Annotated in this window: 14 protein-coding genes and 1 riboswitch; of the genes, 10 read left to right on the top strand and 4 right to left on the bottom strand. The window is 45.5% G+C overall.

All coding sequences use genetic code 11. The annotated features are described in order from the left end of the window. Positions 1-31 precede the first annotated feature (31 nt). On the top strand, positions 32-571 hold the full coding sequence (locus R7E78_RS21375; RefSeq protein WP_005378686.1) for a chorismate lyase: 540 nt from the start codon (positions 32-34) through the stop codon (positions 569-571). After that, positions 572-1,426, top strand: a complete 855-nt coding sequence (gene ubiA, locus R7E78_RS21370) for a 4-hydroxybenzoate octaprenyltransferase (RefSeq protein WP_005378684.1) — start codon at positions 572-574, stop codon at positions 1,424-1,426. 64 nt (positions 1,427-1,490) lie between these two features. Here the strand turns inward: ubiA and plsB are convergent, their stop codons facing one another. Then, the gene (plsB, locus tag R7E78_RS21365; protein WP_033907264.1) at positions 1,491-3,917 is read right to left on the bottom strand and encodes a glycerol-3-phosphate 1-O-acyltransferase PlsB; all 2,427 of its coding nucleotides are present in this window, start codon (positions 3,915-3,917) and stop codon (positions 1,491-1,493) included. A 368-nt stretch (positions 3,918-4,285) separates the two neighbouring features. Here plsB and lexA point away from each other — a divergent pair, with 368 nt between their 5' ends. The 3 genes from lexA (at position 4,286) to dinF (ending at position 7,290) form a co-directional block, all read left to right on the top strand. Next, entirely contained in the window at positions 4,286-4,906 is a 621-nt protein-coding gene (gene lexA / locus R7E78_RS21360) for a transcriptional repressor LexA (RefSeq protein WP_005378682.1), read from the top strand. 184 nt (positions 4,907-5,090) lie between these two features. Then, positions 5,091-5,885 (top strand): class I SAM-dependent methyltransferase, encoded by a 795-nt coding sequence (locus R7E78_RS21355; protein WP_258508983.1) that lies wholly within the window; start codon positions 5,091-5,093, stop codon positions 5,883-5,885. 55 nt (positions 5,886-5,940) lie between these two features. Further along, on the top strand, positions 5,941-7,290 hold the full coding sequence (gene dinF / locus R7E78_RS21350; RefSeq protein ID WP_005378678.1) for an MATE family efflux transporter DinF: 1,350 nt from the start codon (positions 5,941-5,943) through the stop codon (positions 7,288-7,290). A 57-nt stretch (positions 7,291-7,347) separates the two neighbouring features. On the opposite strand, the gene sthA is transcribed toward dinF, so the two are convergent. Next, the gene (sthA, locus tag R7E78_RS21345) at positions 7,348-8,778 is read right to left on the bottom strand and encodes a Si-specific NAD(P)(+) transhydrogenase (RefSeq protein WP_186584596.1); all 1,431 of its coding nucleotides are present in this window, start codon (positions 8,776-8,778) and stop codon (positions 7,348-7,350) included. A gap of 263 nt (positions 8,779-9,041) precedes the next feature. Between sthA and fabR the strand changes: the two genes are divergently transcribed. Together fabR and R7E78_RS21335 are read left to right on the top strand one after the other, a co-directional pair. Beyond that, entirely contained in the window at positions 9,042-9,683 is a 642-nt protein-coding gene (gene fabR / locus R7E78_RS21340) for an HTH-type transcriptional repressor FabR (RefSeq protein ID WP_005378632.1), read from the top strand. Beyond that, positions 9,683-10,048: a YijD family membrane protein gene (locus R7E78_RS21335; protein ID WP_005378634.1), complete on the top strand. Its 366-nt coding sequence runs from the start codon at positions 9,683-9,685 to the stop codon at positions 10,046-10,048. The genes fabR and R7E78_RS21335 overlap by 1 nt, the downstream gene beginning before the upstream one ends. 65 nt (positions 10,049-10,113) lie before the next feature. On the opposite strand, the gene trmA is transcribed toward R7E78_RS21335, so the two are convergent. Then, positions 10,114-11,223 carry a tRNA (uridine(54)-C5)-methyltransferase TrmA gene (gene trmA, locus R7E78_RS21330; protein WP_033907263.1) on the bottom strand — a complete coding sequence of 370 codons (1,110 nt, stop codon included), beginning with the start codon at positions 11,221-11,223 and terminating at the stop codon, positions 10,114-10,116. Positions 11,224-11,407: 184 nt separating this feature from the next. Continuing rightward, a riboswitch (cobalamin riboswitch) is annotated at positions 11,408-11,608 on the top strand. 55 nt (positions 11,609-11,663) lie between these two features. On the opposite strand from trmA, the gene btuB reads away from it, so the two are divergent. Genes btuB through murI form a run of 3 tightly spaced genes read left to right on the top strand, consistent with a single transcriptional unit; the run spans position 11,664 to position 15,086 of the window. After that, positions 11,664-13,499 (top strand): TonB-dependent vitamin B12 receptor, encoded by a 1,836-nt coding sequence (gene btuB / locus R7E78_RS21325; RefSeq protein WP_005378674.1) that lies wholly within the window; start codon positions 11,664-11,666, stop codon positions 13,497-13,499. Positions 13,500-13,558: 59 nt separating this feature from the next. Next, on the top strand, positions 13,559-14,251 hold the full coding sequence (locus tag R7E78_RS21320; protein WP_213886921.1) for an adenine nucleotide alpha hydrolase: 693 nt from the start codon (positions 13,559-13,561) through the stop codon (positions 14,249-14,251). Positions 14,252-14,282: 31 nt separating this feature from the next. Further along, positions 14,283-15,086 carry a glutamate racemase gene (gene murI / locus R7E78_RS21315; RefSeq protein WP_005389694.1) on the top strand — a complete coding sequence of 268 codons (804 nt, stop codon included), beginning with the start codon at positions 14,283-14,285 and terminating at the stop codon, positions 15,084-15,086. Here the strand turns inward: murI and R7E78_RS21310 are convergent. Beyond that, entirely contained in the window at positions 15,049-15,504 is a 456-nt protein-coding gene (locus R7E78_RS21310; protein WP_017636066.1) for an RNA-binding protein, read from the bottom strand. The genes murI and R7E78_RS21310 overlap by 38 nt on opposite strands. Positions 15,505-15,968 lie beyond the last annotated feature (464 nt).

Raw genomic sequence — 15,968 nt, 5'->3', positions numbered from 1 at the left:
GTACGCATAAAGCCTCCAATTGAATACTAGTATGAATCAGCCAACATCACTCTATCTTGCTTCTTTATTGGAAGTAGAGTGGCAAAACCCCGAAGAATTCGAATTTCCAAATGAATTTGCCAAGCATTGGCTTGAAGAGCAAGGGTCTTTGTCACGTCGTTTAAAACAGCACTGCCAAGCGTTAACGGTAGAATTGCTACAAAATCAGATCGTCACTGCAGCGACATTAAAACAGGACGAAAGCCAGTTATTGTCCGAACAAGATTGCTTACTGAGAGAGGTAATTTTGTGCGGTGACAATAATAACTGGGTTATTGGGCGGACATTGATTCCTCGCTCAACCTTAGTTGATCAGCAGTATGATTTGGCTCAACAAGGGGATATCCCATTAGGATTAACAGTGTTCAGCGCAGATAACGTTGAGCGAGACTCTTTACAAATGGGATGGGTAGCCGTACCAGAAGGACGTTTGTTAGCGCGACGCTCAAGGTTGTGGATGAATCACAAACCGATGCTAGTCGCCGAGTTATTCTTATCTAATTCACCAGTTTACGCTAAGGAGACAGTGTAAATGTCCGCAGAAAAAGCCAAAGCATATTGGCAACTGATGCGCATGGATCGCCCGATTGGTTCACTGTTACTGATGTGGCCAACGATTTGGGCGCTAATTATCTCAGCCCAAGGGATGCCGAGTTGGGATGTATTCATCGTGTTTGTATTGGGGGTATTCCTAATGCGTAGTGCGGGGTGCGTGATTAATGATTTTGCAGATCGCAAAGTCGACGGCCATGTAAAGCGTACTAAGCAACGTCCACTGCCATCAGGGAAAGTGACAGCAAAAGAAGCGATTGGATTATTTTTGGTTTTGGGTATCAGCTCGTTTTTGTTAGTGCTGACCATGAACCCGCTGACGATTCAGCTATCCTTCGCTGGCATTGTGTTGGCGTTCATCTATCCATTTATGAAGCGTTACACTCATATTCCACAGCTATTTTTAGGCTTGGCTTTTAGCTGGGCGATTCCAATGGCGTGGGCTGCACAAACTGGGGAATTACCATTGATTGTTTGGTTTTTGTTCCTCATTAACGCTTTGTGGACCATTGCGTACGACACTCAATATGCGATGGTAGACCGAGATGATGATCTAAAGATTGGCATTAAATCGACGGCAATTCTGTTTGGTCGTCATGACAAGCTTATTATTGGTGTTTTGCAACTGATTACACTCGCGATGTTGGTTTGGTTAGGGCAGTTCTACCAATTGGGACAAAGTTACTACTGGACCCTTTTGATTGCAGCGTCGTTGTTTGTTTATCAGCAGCACTTAATTCGTCACCGTGAGCGTGAGTTGTGCTTTAAGGCTTTCCTTAACAACAATTATGTTGGCATGGTGATAGCGATAGGGTTACTGGTCGCATTTTGGTAAGCGAAGAAATAGAAAAAGGCATCCGATTGGATGCCTTTTTTCTTATTGGACGAAGGTAAAACGGTTACGACCGAAGTTGGTGAATACTCTCTTCGATCGTCAGTTTCACTTCTGGATAAAGCAGAGTGAACAGTAGCCGTGCAAATTGCTGCGTTTTCTTCGTGTCACAGTTACCATCGTTATCGAGGTATTTTTGCTGTTTGAGCGTATTGAACATCGCGGTAAACACACCTTTATCGAAGAATTCTGGCGCATTAATACCGTGCAAACGCCCTAAGCGCTGAGCAATATCTTGGCTCTTCTGCTCTAGGTCCGATTTACCCAGCTCAGGGTAAGCAACAAGCAAGTTCATCGCGATAGAGTAGCGTTGCAGCGTTTCAGTTATCGTTCGACCTAACAGAACCAAAGGCTGGTTGTTCGATTGATTGATCTCTAGCTTATCACCATCAAGACTAATCATTTTCTGATCGGCAAATTCATGCAGTGTTTTAACGACCAATTCATCTAACTCGTCTTCTTGGTAACTTAAGAACAGCTCTTTCTTCAAGAATGGGTAGATTTGCGCGACATTCGCTTGAATCTTGGCTACCGAAAGGTTGCGCTGACGAATGAGCATTTGGGCAATTAATGACGGCAGAGCGAACAAGTGGATGATGTTGTTGCGATAGTAGGTCATCAGGATCGATTGGCTACGGTCCAGCGAAATGATGTCACCCATGCTATCGGTTTCAATCACGAACTTATCAAGCGAAATTGCATGATCGACCAACTCCTCAGCACTTTCGGTAGGGATAGTGGAGGTGCTTGAGTACGGGTTATTTTTGAGTAGCTTTAAGTAACACTCAATCTGATTGATCAGCGAGTCACGAGAAAGTGCACGTTGACGAGAAGCAAGCAGTGCGGTTGCACACAAGGTCAACGCGTTTGCCGCCGCCGCATCGTTGATGTGCGTCATCATCTTATTAGCAAGGTCGTTCACCACAGGATTCATCCATTGTGGTTTGTTACCACCCATGCTGTCGATGTCTTTCGTCCACTCAGGAGCATGCTCGTTCAAGTATTGGTTGAGCTGAATTGGCTCACCGAAGTTCACATAGCCCAAACCAAAGTTACGCAGTTTACGCAGAGTACGCAGTACAAGCCCTGCGTTTTCTTTCTCTTTGCGTTTGCCACGCAGCTCTTTCGCGTAAGTGCCCACTTCCATTACGTGCTCGTAGCCGATGTAGACCGGCACTAGCGTTACTGGGCGGTTTAAACCACGTAGCATTGCTTGGATGGTCATAGCCAGCATACCCGTTTTCGCTTGCAGTAAGCGACCTGTACGTGAACGACCACCCTCACTGAAGTACTCGACTGAATAGCCTTTGGCAAACAGCTCAGCTAGATACTCACGGAAAATGGTTGAGTACAGTTTGTTGCCTTTAAAACTACGACGAATAAAGAACGCCCCACCACGACGGAAAAGAGGACCGGCCGGGAAGAAGTTCAAGTTAATGCCTGCCGCAATGTGCGGAGGCACCATGCCTTCATGGTATAAAACATAAGACAACAGCAGGTAGTCCATGTGACTACGGTGACACGGAACGTACACAATTTCGTGGCCGTCTTGCGCTAAACGACGCACAGTCGAGGCGTTATTGATGTGCAAACCTTGGTATAGTTTTGTCCATAACCAACTCAGGATGCGGTCGCCGTTTTTCACCAGACTATAGGAGAAGTCGGCAGCGATTTCATCCATGATGTCGTGGGCTTCTTTACGTGCCTTATCAATCGAGATGTTTTTGCTCTTGGCTTCGTCAGCAATCGCCAGTTCAATAGCTGGAGACTTTAGTAAACGAGCAAACAACACTTGGCGTTGTGGCAGGTTTGGGCCTGAAGCAGCCAGTTTCTGGCGTGAGAAGTGGATACGCGCCACGCGAGCCAGTTTGTGCGCAATTGCGCTGTCGGTACCGTGGGAGTCTGCCATATAACGCAGAGATACCACGGGACTAAAGCGAACTAAGCAGTCGCGTCCCGCCGCCATTACCGCTTTGGCTTTTTGCGGACCATTCATCGGTTGAAGGTAAGGCTTTTGGTTCTCTTCTTTACCTGGCTTACGACCCCAAAGCACGGTTGCAGGGATCATTTGAACATCCAACTCACTATCCAGCTTGTGCAGTTCCAGTAAGTCAGTGAACAGAGAAACAGAATCGGTTGGGACATCATTATCGTTGTTCATCACAGTTGGACGCGCAGCGATAAAGACGAAACGGTTCAGCGTTTTGCCATTGATTTCCAGCGGGCTGAGCGGGTCGGGTAGACCAAGGCTCATGGCTTGTTTTTGCAGTGTCAGCAAATCCACGTTCGAGCGGAACGGCAGGGCATATACAATCGGTTTAGTTAGGTCGATGTTCAGATCTTCAATCGGGTTCGACGGGATTGCGGTGCCCTTTACCAGTACCGATAAAGGTAGTTTTAGTAATGAACGTGAAAATGATTGTCCAGAAGACATAAAGTTCACAGCCTCAATAGGTATTCAAACAGGCCTAACCTTATTTCAGTTTCCGCTTTGCATGTCTTCTCTATAAAAAGAGATGAGTACGGCAATAGAAATAAGCCTAGGCGATAAAATTTAAGCGCTGCAAGGATACCAGAAACTGGTCAAACCTTTTAATTTTATTGGCTGTAAATTAGTCGAACCCCTAAGTTATTGCTTTACCTTGATTAACTGAAAAGTCGGTGTTTTAAACGAATAAAGAATGAACTTAATCGGTAAGCTGAAAGCTCCCCACAAATAAATTAAAAAACAACCAATTGGGTTTTCATTTGAGCATTTACTGGATATACTCACAGTTAACTGTATAAAAAGACAGGTGAGACATGAAGCCGTTAACGCCACGCCAACAACAAGTCTTCGATTTGATCAAAAGTAAAATCGATGACACCGGAATGCCACCAACTCGTGCAGAGATTGCGCGTGAGCTTGGCTTCCGCTCTGCGAATGCCGCAGAGGAACACCTAAAAGCGCTTGCTCGTAAGCAAGCAATTGAAATTATTCCAGGCGCTTCTCGTGGGATTCGTATCCTGCTTGAAGACGCAGCCAATGATGAGCAGGGTTTGCCTTTGATTGGTCAAGTCGCAGCGGGTGAGCCAATTCTGGCTCAAGAGCACGTAGAGGCGCACTACCAAGTCGATCCTGCGATGTTCAAACCGCAAGCGGATTTCTTACTTCGTGTAAATGGCGAGAGTATGAAAGACATCGGGATTATGGATGGCGATTTGCTCGCGGTGCATAAAACCCAAGACGTGAGAGACGGTCAAGTTGTCGTTGCGCGTGTTGATGATGATGTGACTGTGAAGCGTTTGGAGCGCAAAGGTTCAACCATATTACTGCATGCTGAGAATGAAGAGTTTGCCCCAATCCAAGTGGACTTAACGTCTCAGCACCTTACGATTGAAGGTTTAGCCGTTGGTATTATTCGTAATACCGATTGGATGTAAGTGTATTTAAGCAGCCCAGTTGATCTGGGCTGTTTTGTCTTTTCTCTTTTTCTACTTCCTCCAAAAGCTTGCTCATCATCTTGACATTGTTTGTTTTGACCAATTTATAAGCTTGATAATGTAATTGATATTCATTATCATCTTTATTAATGTCTATGTTTTCTCTCTGGCGCAGGAAATGCCCATGTCTCAGTCTAAACATCAAGTTCCTAACCATTTATTAAAGCCACTGTTATTGCGTAGCCGTGAAAGCATGGTCGACAATGGCTTGGTGTACGATCCGATAGCTGCTAAAGCGTGTTTGAGCTGTAAGATGGCGCCGGATTGTTTGAGTGGTGATATTGCGCAGAAGCAATTGCTGCACGTGACGCTGACTCAGCTTTGTGACCAGCAGGTTAACCACTTCTTACAGCAGTGTCCCGATGCCTGGATAATCAATGTCGGAGCGGGGCTGGATACCCGCTTTTATCGTTTGGATAATGGACGCTGCCATTGGATAGAGCTGGATGTGACGGAAAATTTGGTATGGCGTCAGCGCTTGTTCCACAAAAATGAACGCTATGAACATCGCTGTGGCAGTGTGGATGAAATGTCGTGGCTAGAGACGTTAGCCATTCCAGAGCAAGCACCGGTGCTCATTTTATGTGAAATGGCACTGCTCGATTGCACAGAGCGTCAAGTCGCGAAATTTATTCAAACCTTGGGTCGACATTTTGTTTCTGCTGAACTGTGTATGGTGCTGGCAGGAGATTTAACGGAAACCAAGTGGGGGCAAAAGCTTGGCTCTGATCGTTATGCTCATGGCTTTGAAGCGCCTGCAGCACAGATATTGCAATGGTTACCATGGGCACAATGGGTGAAAGCTTTCTCGCCATTCGATAGATTCTGTTCTCGTTGGAAAGCTTGGCAGCGTTGGCTTAATAAGATTCCAATGCTGAAGCATCGCCTCACGCCAGTCCTCGTTCACATCAAGTGGTAATTGGCTAGTCGTTAAGCGCTCAGGTACACTCGTCGATCTTACTGATGAGGTGCCTGTGACAAATTCAATCTTCTCTCCTTTATCTAACCCAAAAGTTCATCGCCAAGTCTTAGCTTTAGCGATACCTATGGTGCTGTCGAATATTACTGTTCCATTGCTCGGTTTGGTCGATGCTGCGGTGATTGGTCATCTAGACCACGCTTGGTATTTGGGCGGTGTTGCGTTGGGCAGCACCATGATCAGCGTGACGTTTTGGCTGCTTGGTTTTTTGCGTATGTCGACTACAGGGTTGGCGGCGCAGTCCTATGGCGGTGAAGACCGAAAGCAACTTGCCTTGGTGTTTATGCAAGGCTCACTTATGGCGCTGCTGTTTGCGTTAGTCTTCCTTATTGCCCATAACCCGATTGCTGATTTGATCTTTGGCTGGAGTGACGCCAGCGCAGAGGTAAAACACTACGGCATGCAATATTTCTCTATCCGTGTGTGGAGTGCCCCCGCTGCGCTAATGAACTTTGTGTTGTTGGGGTGGCTGCTCGGGACGCAAAATTCCAAAGCACCAATGTGGATGGTGATCATCACCAACGTGACGAATATTGCCCTCGATTTGTTGTTTGTGATTGGTTTGGGGTGGAAAGTAGAAGGCGCTGCGCTGGCATCGGTGATTGCTGACTACTCAGGCATGGGTTTTGGTCTCATGTGTGTCTGGAAAACCTGGCGAGAGAGACAATTACCATCACCTCAAAAGTTGCTAGCCAGCACTCAACACGGTTTAGGGCGCTTCGTGAAATTGAATCGCGATATTTTCTTGCGCTCTTTGTGTCTGCAAGCGGCTTTTAGCTTTATGACGTTCCAAGGTGCGAGCTTTGGTGATGAGGTTGTCGCTGCAAATGCGGTTCTGATGAGCTTCCTGATGATTATCTCGTATGGCATGGATGGCTTTGCTTACGCAATGGAGGCCATGGTCGGGAAGGCGATTGGTGCCAAAGATAGGCAACAATTGAGTGCATCGCTTGTCGGCACTTTCTTTTGGAGTTTGGTTATTTGCTTAGGACTGACCGCGCTCTTTGGTTTGGCGGGATCGCAGTTGATCGCCATGATCACTTCAATTGAGACGGTACAACAGCAAGCAGCGGTGTATCTACCTTGGCTGGTGGTGATGCCACTTGTGTCGATGTGGTGCTTTCTATTGGATGGCATTTTTGTCGGTGCAACCAAAGGCAAAGACATGCGCAATAGTATGTTTGTCGCGACCAGCAGTTTCTTCGTTGTCTTTTACTTGTTCGCCGAGTGGGAAAATCACGCGCTGTGGTTTGCAATGACGAGCTTTATGTTGATGCGGGGTATTGGTTTAGGGGTTATCTTTCTCTACCAATGGCACAAGGATACCTTCCTAGCACAATGTTGATATAAAAACAGCAGGTCCAAGCCTGCTGTTTTTCTTTCTGCTATCAAGAAGCATAGATTAGAACAAGCGGTTCAAACCATTCAACGCAGCGACACGATACGCTTCGGCCATTGTTGGATAGTTGAAGGTGGTATTGACGAAATACTCGATGTTATTCGCTGAGCCTTTTTGCTCCATAATGGCTTGACCGATGTGGATAATTTCCGCGGCACGTTCGCCAAAACAGTGAATCCCTAAAATTTCTTTGGTTTCACGATGGAACAATATCTTCAAGCTACCGATGTCTTTTCCTGCGATCTGTGCACGAGCTAGATGCTTGAACGAAGAGCGTCCTACTTCATACGGTACTTTCGCAGCTGTTAGCTCTTGCTCGGTTTTACCCACAGAGCTAATCTCTGGGATGGTGTAGATACCCGTTGGAATATCATCAATCAGATAGTTTTCTGCCTGACCTTTCGTAATGGCTTGTGCGACAAATCGCCCTTGGTCATAAGCGGCGCTTGCAAGGCTAGGGTAACCGATGACATCGCCTACAGCGTAAATGTGTTCGATATCGGTTTGGTAGTTACGGTTTACTTTTAGTTGTCCGCGAGAGTCCGCTTCCAGACCCACTGCACCCAAATTCAACTTATCGGTGTTACCTGTTCGACCATTCGCATACAACAAGCAGTCTGCCTTCATCTTCTTGCCAGATTGTAGGTGAATAATCACGCCATCTTCTGTGCCTTCGATTTTTTCATAGGTCTCATCATTACGAATTACCACACCGCTGTTCCAGAAGTGGTAAGACAGCGCATCTGACACTTCGTTATCCAAAAACTCCAACAAGCGGTCTCGGGTATTGATAAGGTCGGTTTTCACTCCAAGGCCGCGGAAGATAGAAGCGTATTCACAACCTATAACGCCCGCACCGTAAATGATGATATGGCGAGGGTCGTGTTTCAGGCTCAAAATGGAATCACTGTCGTAGATGCGCTCATGCAAGAAATCTACGTCGTTAGGCTGATACGGACGAGAACCCGTCGCGATGACAAACTTATCCGCTGAATAGATTTCTTCTGTGCCGTCGCTTTGCATTACTGCAATTGAGTAGTTATCGATAAATCGCGCGGTTCCGAACAAAAGTGTGCATGAGTTACGGTCATAAAAGCCCTGACGAAGTCGAGTTTGCTTATCAATGACCGATTTAGCATGACCTAAAATGTCAGAAAATGTTGCATGAACGCTGGTGTTGTTTCGACAAAATAGCGGGTTGCTATTAAATTCGATGATGCGGCTAACGGCATGACGCAGTGCTTTTGATGGAATAGTTCCCCAGTGAGTACAACCGCCGCCGACACTGCTTTCTTTCTCGACAATGGCAACATTCAGTCCCGCTTTGGTTAATCCCATTGCAGCCCCTTCTCCGCCAGGGCCACTACCGATTACGATCACGTCATAGTGATTAACATGCGCCATGATGCCTTCCTTGTTATATTTGCTTAACATTGCTTTAGCGCGATTTTAACTCATTTACTCTATTGGTACACGTAATGCCTGTTAGAGAGTGGAAGTGATCACGCAGAATCGACCAAAAGGGTGATTTGGTATGTTGTATGTCTATAAATTGCATCGAGAACATTGCAATTAGATGCATGCCAATAGTAACGTTCTCGGCGCTCAGAGCGAGCGAAGCAACATATCTTTCTCCGTAGGAGCAAATTGCGTTATATTGAGGCTCTTGTACCCTATAGAAAAAGAGCAAGTTAAGAATGAAATCGATGGGAATCCGCGCACAGCAAAAAGAGAAGACACGTCGATCATTGATCGATGCGGCATTTAGTCAGTTAAGTGCGGATCGCAGCTTTTCCAGCCTTAGCTTGCGAGAAGTCGCCCGAGAGGCAGGGATTGCACCGACTTCTTTTTACCGTCACTTCAAAGATATGGATGAGCTAGGCTTAACTATGGTCGATGAAGGCGGTTTGCTACTACGTCAACTGATGCGTCAGGCGCGTCAACGTATTGTGAAAGAAGGTAGCGTAATTCGTACCTCGGTCGAAACCTTTATGGAATTCATTGAAAGTAGTCCGAACGTTTTTCGTTTGTTGTTGCGTGAGCGCTCCGGCACTTCTGCTGAATTTCGTACCGCTGTTGCTCGAGAAATCCAGCATTTTGCGGCAGAATTAACCGAGTATTTAATGAGCACCGGCGTGACCAGAGAAGAGGCGTATACTCAAGCAGAAGCGTCTGTGACTTTGGTTTTCAGTTCGGGGGCTGAAGCTTTAGATTTAGATCGACGTGAGCGCGATGAACTCGCCGAGCGATTGATCATGCAATTGCGAATGATAGCCAAAGGGGCCTATTGGTATCGCAAAGAACGTGAACGTAACCGATTAAAAGGCGGGATAGAATAATGTCGAATGGAAATAAATCTGAAAAGAAAACGCTGATTTTGGCACTGGTTGCAGGTATGTGTGGTGATGCTTTGTTGTCATGGTTGACCATGAGTGAAGTATCGTTTTCAATCTTCCCATTGATTGCACTCGTACTGGCTGTACAAGCTCTTTACCAAGAGTACCTAAATAATCCGGTATCAGAAGATATCCCATTGGTTGGCTTGGCGTGTTTCTTCGTAGGTGCGTTTGGTCACTCTGCGTTTATTAAAGCGCAATACCCAGAAGCAGGCTCAAACTTCTTCGCGATCATGGTTTCAATGATCTTACTCGCATGGATTGGTAAGAAGCTAGGTTTTGTCAGCAAGAAGACTTCTGCGGAATAAGCAAACGAATCAAATTAAAAAAAGCGAGCCATTGAGCTCGCTTTTTTTTGTCTGAAGCTGGTGGACTAAGCTTTACGTTCCAATAGCACGCCAGCTTCCATGTGGTGGGTATAAGGGAATTGGTCAAACAGAGCAAAACGCGTCACGTTGTGTGTTTCGCATAGAATGTCCAAGTTCTCTTTTAGAGTCTCAGGGTTACAAGAGATGTACATGATGCGCTCGTAACCTTGCACCATTTTACAAGTATCGACATCCATCCCAGCACGTGGTGGATCGACAAAAATCGTGTTGCAGTTGTAGCTCTTCAGATCCACACCTGCATCTTGTAGACGACGGAATTCACGCTTACCTTCGATCGCTTGAGTAAATTCCTCTGCCGATAGACGTAAGATTTGTACGTTATCAATCTTATTGGCGGCGATGTTGTACTGTGCAGATACCACAGATGGCTTCGCTAGCTCAGTTGCCAGTACGCGGTCGAAATTCTGTGCCAACGCCAGCGAGAAGTTACCGTTACCACAGTAAAGCTCTAGTAGGTCGCCAGTGCTTTCTTGGGTACAGTCGACCGCCCATTCCAGCATCTTCTCTGCGACTTTGCCGTTCGGCTGAGTGAAGCTGTTCTCTACTTGTTGGTAGATGTAGCTTTGACCATTTACATCGAGCTTCTCGATAACGTAGTCTCGGTCTAGGACAATCTTCATCTTACGAGCGCGACCAATGATGTTTAGGTTAAAGCCTTCATCATTTAAACGCTGTTTAAGGGCTTTCGCGTTTTCAATCCACTCTTCATCAAGTTGGCGATGGTAAAGGAGTGAAACCAGAATCTCACCACTTAGCGTCGATAGGAAATCCACTTGGAACAGTTTACGACGTAGTGAGTCGTTGTCTTTCATCGCTTCAACCAATAGCGGCATCAGGTCGTTGATCAGACGGCTTGCTGCAGGGAATTGGTCAACACGGTACTTCTCACGAGTTTCTTGGTTGAACATGATGTAGTAAAGATCTTCGCCTTCATGCCAAACACGGAACTCAGCACGCATGCGGTAGTGCTGCTCTGGTGATTCAAACACTTCCAGTTCTGGCATGTTGTATGGCGCGAACATATCCGTGAGACGTTCGACTTTTTCAGCCAGTTGTTCTTGGTAGCGTTGTGGGTTTACATCAAGAGTAGCCATGATCTTACCTTTTATGGTGCATTCAATTTAAGAGCGCAGATTTTATTCAATCTCAATAGGATGTCCAGTTTTGTACTGGAATTGATTTAAAGATAGTGCGTACAGGCAGAGTAGAAAGCAAAATCAATCAAAACGTTACAACTTCTAAGGGCAATATTGGCTGGACAAATAATCAATAGCTGAATAATATTTGCCTCAAGTTGGTGCTATCTAGCAATCTAGATGGCTGAAATGGGAATCTGGTGTGAATCCAGAACTGACGCGCAGCGGTAAAAGAGAACGAACGCTCATCAGACACTGCATTAGTTTATGTGGGAAGTCGAGCAAGTAGGCGGTACACCCGTGCTCTTGAGTCCGAATACCTGCCAACAACTGAGCCACAGCACTGGACTGTCATGATGACAGGGCTCGGAAGGAATTACGCGATTTAGGACAATACAATGAGAAAATCCGCACTGGCGATCACTTTGGCATCGCTGCTTTCACCTGTCTCTTATCTACAGGCCCAAGAAACCTCCACTGACGAAACCATCGTTGTTACGGCAAACCGTTTTGAGCAAGCCGAAAGCCGTACGTTGGCAGATGTCGAAGTAGTTACTCGACAAGACATCGATCGCATTCAAGCGAAAACCCTACCAGATGTATTGCGTCGTCTTACAGGGATTCAAGTTTCACAAAATGGTGGTCGTGGTCAGTTAGCGTCTTTATTTGTTCGTGGAACCAGTTCCGACCAAGTTTTAGTACTGGTTGATGGCGTACGTTTTGCACGAGCAGCGAAGGGCGCTGTGGACTTTAACCAAATCCCACTTACTTACGTTCAACGTATTGAGTACGTGCGTGGTGCGCGTGCGTCACTTTATGGCTCAGAAGCGATTGGTGGCGTGATCAATATCATCACCATTGCGCGTGCTGACGAAGAAGGAACGAAGTTAAGTGCGGGTTTAGGTAGTTTAGATTATCAAGAATTGAGTGTGGCATCTGGTATTAAAGTCACAGAGAGCGGCCAGCTAAATATCGCGCTTGGTAGTGAAAGTGATGATGGTTATAACGTTCGTCCTGTACCGGGAGTTAATGACGGCGATCGCCATGGCTTTGATACAAAGAATGGTCTGCTAGGTTACGTGCATAACTTCAATGATCAGTGGTCTGCATTTGGTAACCTACGTGCTTACGAAAATGTTTATCAATATGACAGCAGCTACGGCAGTCGCGGTTACTACGAAGCAGAAAAAGACGATCTTTCTGTCACTCTGGGCGGTAAGTATCAGTCTGATAATGTGATGTCAGAACTACAAGTAACAGCACAGAAACAGAAGTCTTGGAACTATGAGCAAGCAAAAGGCAAACACTCAGGTACTGAAGATGAACTTGAGCAGCAAAATGTCCAGTGGACCAACAGTTACTTGCTAAACAACAATACGACGTTGGCTGGTGGTATTGATTGGCGCAACGAGTCTTATAAAGACAAGAGTGCGAATAAAACGTTTGATCGTACCAATGGCGCTCTGTTTGGTATGGCAACCACCAGTATTGATAAAGCAATGCTTGAGGGCAGTGCTCGCCTTGATGATAACGAAGAATACGGTAGTGAGTTCACTTACAGCTTAGCGGCTGGTTACCAGTTTGTGCCAGAGTTTGGGGTTAAAGCTTCTTTTGGTACTGCGTTTAAGGCTCCAAACCTATATCAGCAGTATGACCCAACATACGGTGAGAAAGATCTGAAGCCGGAAGAGTCAGATGCTTGGGAGCTAGCATTCAGCGGTGATGTCCAAGGCGTTTTTTGGTCCGTAACGGGTTATGACTATAAAATCACGAATCTTATCGATTACCATCCAACCACATACAAATATTTGAATGTCGATGGTGAAACACATATCCAAGGTGTGGAGCTTGTTGCTGAGTTTGATACAGGGATTGTGCAGCACCAGTTGAGTGCAGATTACAAAGATGCTGAAGACGATAAAGGGCATCAGTTGCAGCGTCGCGCTAAAGAAATGTATAAGTGGAATGCTTTAGTGAGCTTCGATAAAGTGGATTGGTCGGTTAGCTATCAGTACGTCGGTAAGCGTCCAGATGTGGATTACAGCACTTGGCCTTCACAAGATATCACGCTTTCTTCTTACTCGTTGGTTGATACGGCAGTGACTTACTATCCGAATGAGTCGACCTCTATTAGCGCTCGTATCGATAATCTACTTGATGAAGAGTATGAGATGGCAAAAGGTTACCCCGCTGCAGAGCGAGCGTACTATATCAACGTTGGCTACGAATTCTAATCGTGAATGAGCACAAACCGCCTTCGGGCGGTTTTTAATATTTTGTGGTGGAAAATCGAATGAAGAAACCCAAGCGAGTGGTGATCAGTTGGTCCAGTGGTAAAGATTCGACATTAACGCTTGAGCGCCTTAACGAGAATCCAAATTATCAAGTTGTCGGTTTGTACACGACTTACGTAGGGAAAGAAGTCCCTTTCCAAGCAACTCCGCTTGAAGTCGTACAAATGCAAGCAGACTTACTTGCGCTTCCGCTCATTACTATCGAGCTACCTGAAATCTTTCCAAGTAACGACATTTATCAATCGACCATCGTTAATGCATTACAAAGTAGTGGTCTGAACATAGAAGCTGTCGCATTTGGTGATATGTTTTGTAATGGCATTGCCGATTACCGACGCAGCTATATTGAACCTGTTGGCTGGGAATGCGTCTTTCCTCTATTAGGGGACAGCAGCGAAAAACTAGCGATGGAAATCATAGAGCGTGGTATTCAAACTATGTTAATCACCATCGACGGAAGAGTTCTCCCTCCAGAATGGTGTGGTCGCTGGTATGACAAAGCCCTAATAGAGTCATTACCAAGTCAAATTGATCCCTGTGGGGAAAATGGTGAATTTCACACATTGGTCACGTCTTCGCCATCTTTTCAAGGACATATCGAGTTGACGAAGCGAGATGTAGAATCTGGAGATAGATTCAGCCATCAAAGATACCATGCTAAAGCATTGCCAAAACAAATCTACGCAGTATGATCGCAACGTTTCTGTTCTTTAGGTAAGGCTCGTGCGAGTAGCAAGTAAGAAAAAAGTCCTAGTTTTTGACTCCGGTGTTGGTGGCCTTTCTGTATTCCAAGAGATACATCGCCTATTGCCCCAGCTAGACTACTTATACTTATTCGATAATCAGGCTTACCCTTATGGTGAACTCGATCAGGCTGTACTCATTTCACGAGTTAACCAACTGGTCTCTTCATTAGTCGAAGAACACCAAGTCGACATTGTCGTCATTGCTTGCAACACGGCGAGCACCATAGTGCTTCCTTCCTTACGCGAAAATTTATCGATTCCCGTTGTTGGTGTTGTCCCTGCGATTAAACCCGCATCGCTTTTAGCATCAAAAGGGGTAGGGCTGATCGCCACTCCGGCGACAGTAACACGCCAATATACTCACGAGTTAATACGGGACTTTGCGCAAGGCAAACCAGTTGAGCTGGTGGGATCAACTCGCTTGGTAGATATGGCCGAAGAGAAGTTGCGAGGCAACAGCGTTTCTCTCGACGAACTGACAAATATCCTGCTTCCCCTTCGCGATAAAGTCGATGTTGCAGTGCTCGGTTGTACTCACTTCCCTTTAATCAAAGAGGAGATTCATCAAGCTTTGGGTGGGGACGTTACTTTAATTGATTCAGGCGCAGCGATTGCACGTCGAGTAAAAGCATTGCTATTAAGTGATGAAATTGAGGATACAGAAGAGGGAAGTAAGTCGATTTATGCCAGTGCAACTCCTTGGCAGGAAGATGCACTGAACATTTGTTTAAAGAAGCTAGGTTTTAATCCTGTTCAGGTTTACCACCATCCGGATGTTTAGGATCGTTCGCAATTCTCACTTTTAGCGTTCTCTCCATATATTCCTTTTCATTAAGTTTAGCGATAGCTGGCTTGGCATCTGCCGCAGCCATCACTACAAAACCAAACCCTCTTCTTTTTCCAGTACGCTTATCTTTCATTAAGCGTACCGCATAGACCTGTCCATATTCAGCAAACAAATCGCGAACATGACTCTCATTGGCCTTATAAGGAAGGTTGCCGACATACAGCGTTTTAGTTGAAGGATCAGGATCCGAAGATTGAAGAACAGGTGTTTTGCTAGAAAATGAAAAAAGAAAAGCAGTAGCGATAACACCAATGAGGAAGCTCAAGGCTGGTGGGATGATGAATTGAGAGAAGATGATTCCCCCAACGATGGCCAGCCCAACACATAAAATCAGATTTTTTTTAGACGTCATTTTAATTACTACACATAGTGATAAAGAGATCGATTGTCCATTAACAGAATAGACACATGAATCTTACGTATATGGTTGGTGTTTTTCCAACCAATTGCTGTGATATGTCTCAAATGTGACGAAGAAATATGCAAATATCGCACTTTTGGATAATTTGTGACCGGTTGGTTTTTTATTTGCAAAAAACGCTTGTACTAATTTCTCAACCCCCTATACTGCGCATCCACCGACACGGAGTGAGACGAAAGTCACACAGCGAGTCGAGAAGAGAGAAAAAAGAATTTGAAAAAAATGCTTGACTCTCTCACGGTGTAAAGTAAGATACGCACCCCTAACGACGAGCAACTAAGTTGCTGAAAATGTTAGAAAAGCTCTTTAAAAATAAGAACCTATCAATCTGTGTGGGCACTCGTTGATGATAATCCAATTCGATACTTCGGTATCAAATTAGGTTTCAATGAAAC

Source organism: Vibrio sp. YT-19(2023), assembly GCF_033337395.1.
This window is presented reverse-complemented; position numbering and strand designations above follow the sequence as displayed.

What these genes read in the sequence shown, in the direction of transcription:
- sthA (WP_186584596.1), bottom strand. Translation starts at nt 8,778, where the DNA reads ATGTTAAGCAAATATAACAAGGAAGGCATCATGGCGCATGTTAATCAC.
- lexA (WP_005378682.1), top strand. Translation starts at nt 4,286, where the DNA reads ATGAAGCCGTTAACGCCACGCCAACAACAAGTCTTCGATTTGATCAAA.
- trmA (WP_033907263.1), bottom strand. Translation starts at nt 11,223, where the DNA reads ATGGCTACTCTTGATGTAAACCCACAACGCTACCAAGAACAACTGGCT.
- R7E78_RS21375 (WP_005378686.1), top strand. Translation starts at nt 32, where the DNA reads ATGAATCAGCCAACATCACTCTATCTTGCTTCTTTATTGGAAGTAGAG.
- R7E78_RS21320 (WP_213886921.1), top strand. Translation starts at nt 13,559, where the DNA reads ATGAAGAAACCCAAGCGAGTGGTGATCAGTTGGTCCAGTGGTAAAGAT.
- btuB (WP_005378674.1), top strand. Translation starts at nt 11,664, where the DNA reads ATGAGAAAATCCGCACTGGCGATCACTTTGGCATCGCTGCTTTCACCT.
- plsB (WP_033907264.1), bottom strand. Translation starts at nt 3,917, where the DNA reads ATGTCTTCTGGACAATCATTTTCACGTTCATTACTAAAACTACCTTTA.
- fabR (WP_005378632.1), top strand. Translation starts at nt 9,042, where the DNA reads ATGAAATCGATGGGAATCCGCGCACAGCAAAAAGAGAAGACACGTCGA.
- R7E78_RS21335 (WP_005378634.1), top strand. Translation starts at nt 9,683, where the DNA reads ATGTCGAATGGAAATAAATCTGAAAAGAAAACGCTGATTTTGGCACTG.
- ubiA (WP_005378684.1), top strand. Translation starts at nt 572, where the DNA reads ATGTCCGCAGAAAAAGCCAAAGCATATTGGCAACTGATGCGCATGGAT.
- R7E78_RS21310 (WP_017636066.1), bottom strand. Translation starts at nt 15,504, where the DNA reads ATGACGTCTAAAAAAAATCTGATTTTATGTGTTGGGCTGGCCATCGTT.
- R7E78_RS21355 (WP_258508983.1), top strand. Translation starts at nt 5,091, where the DNA reads ATGTCTCAGTCTAAACATCAAGTTCCTAACCATTTATTAAAGCCACTG.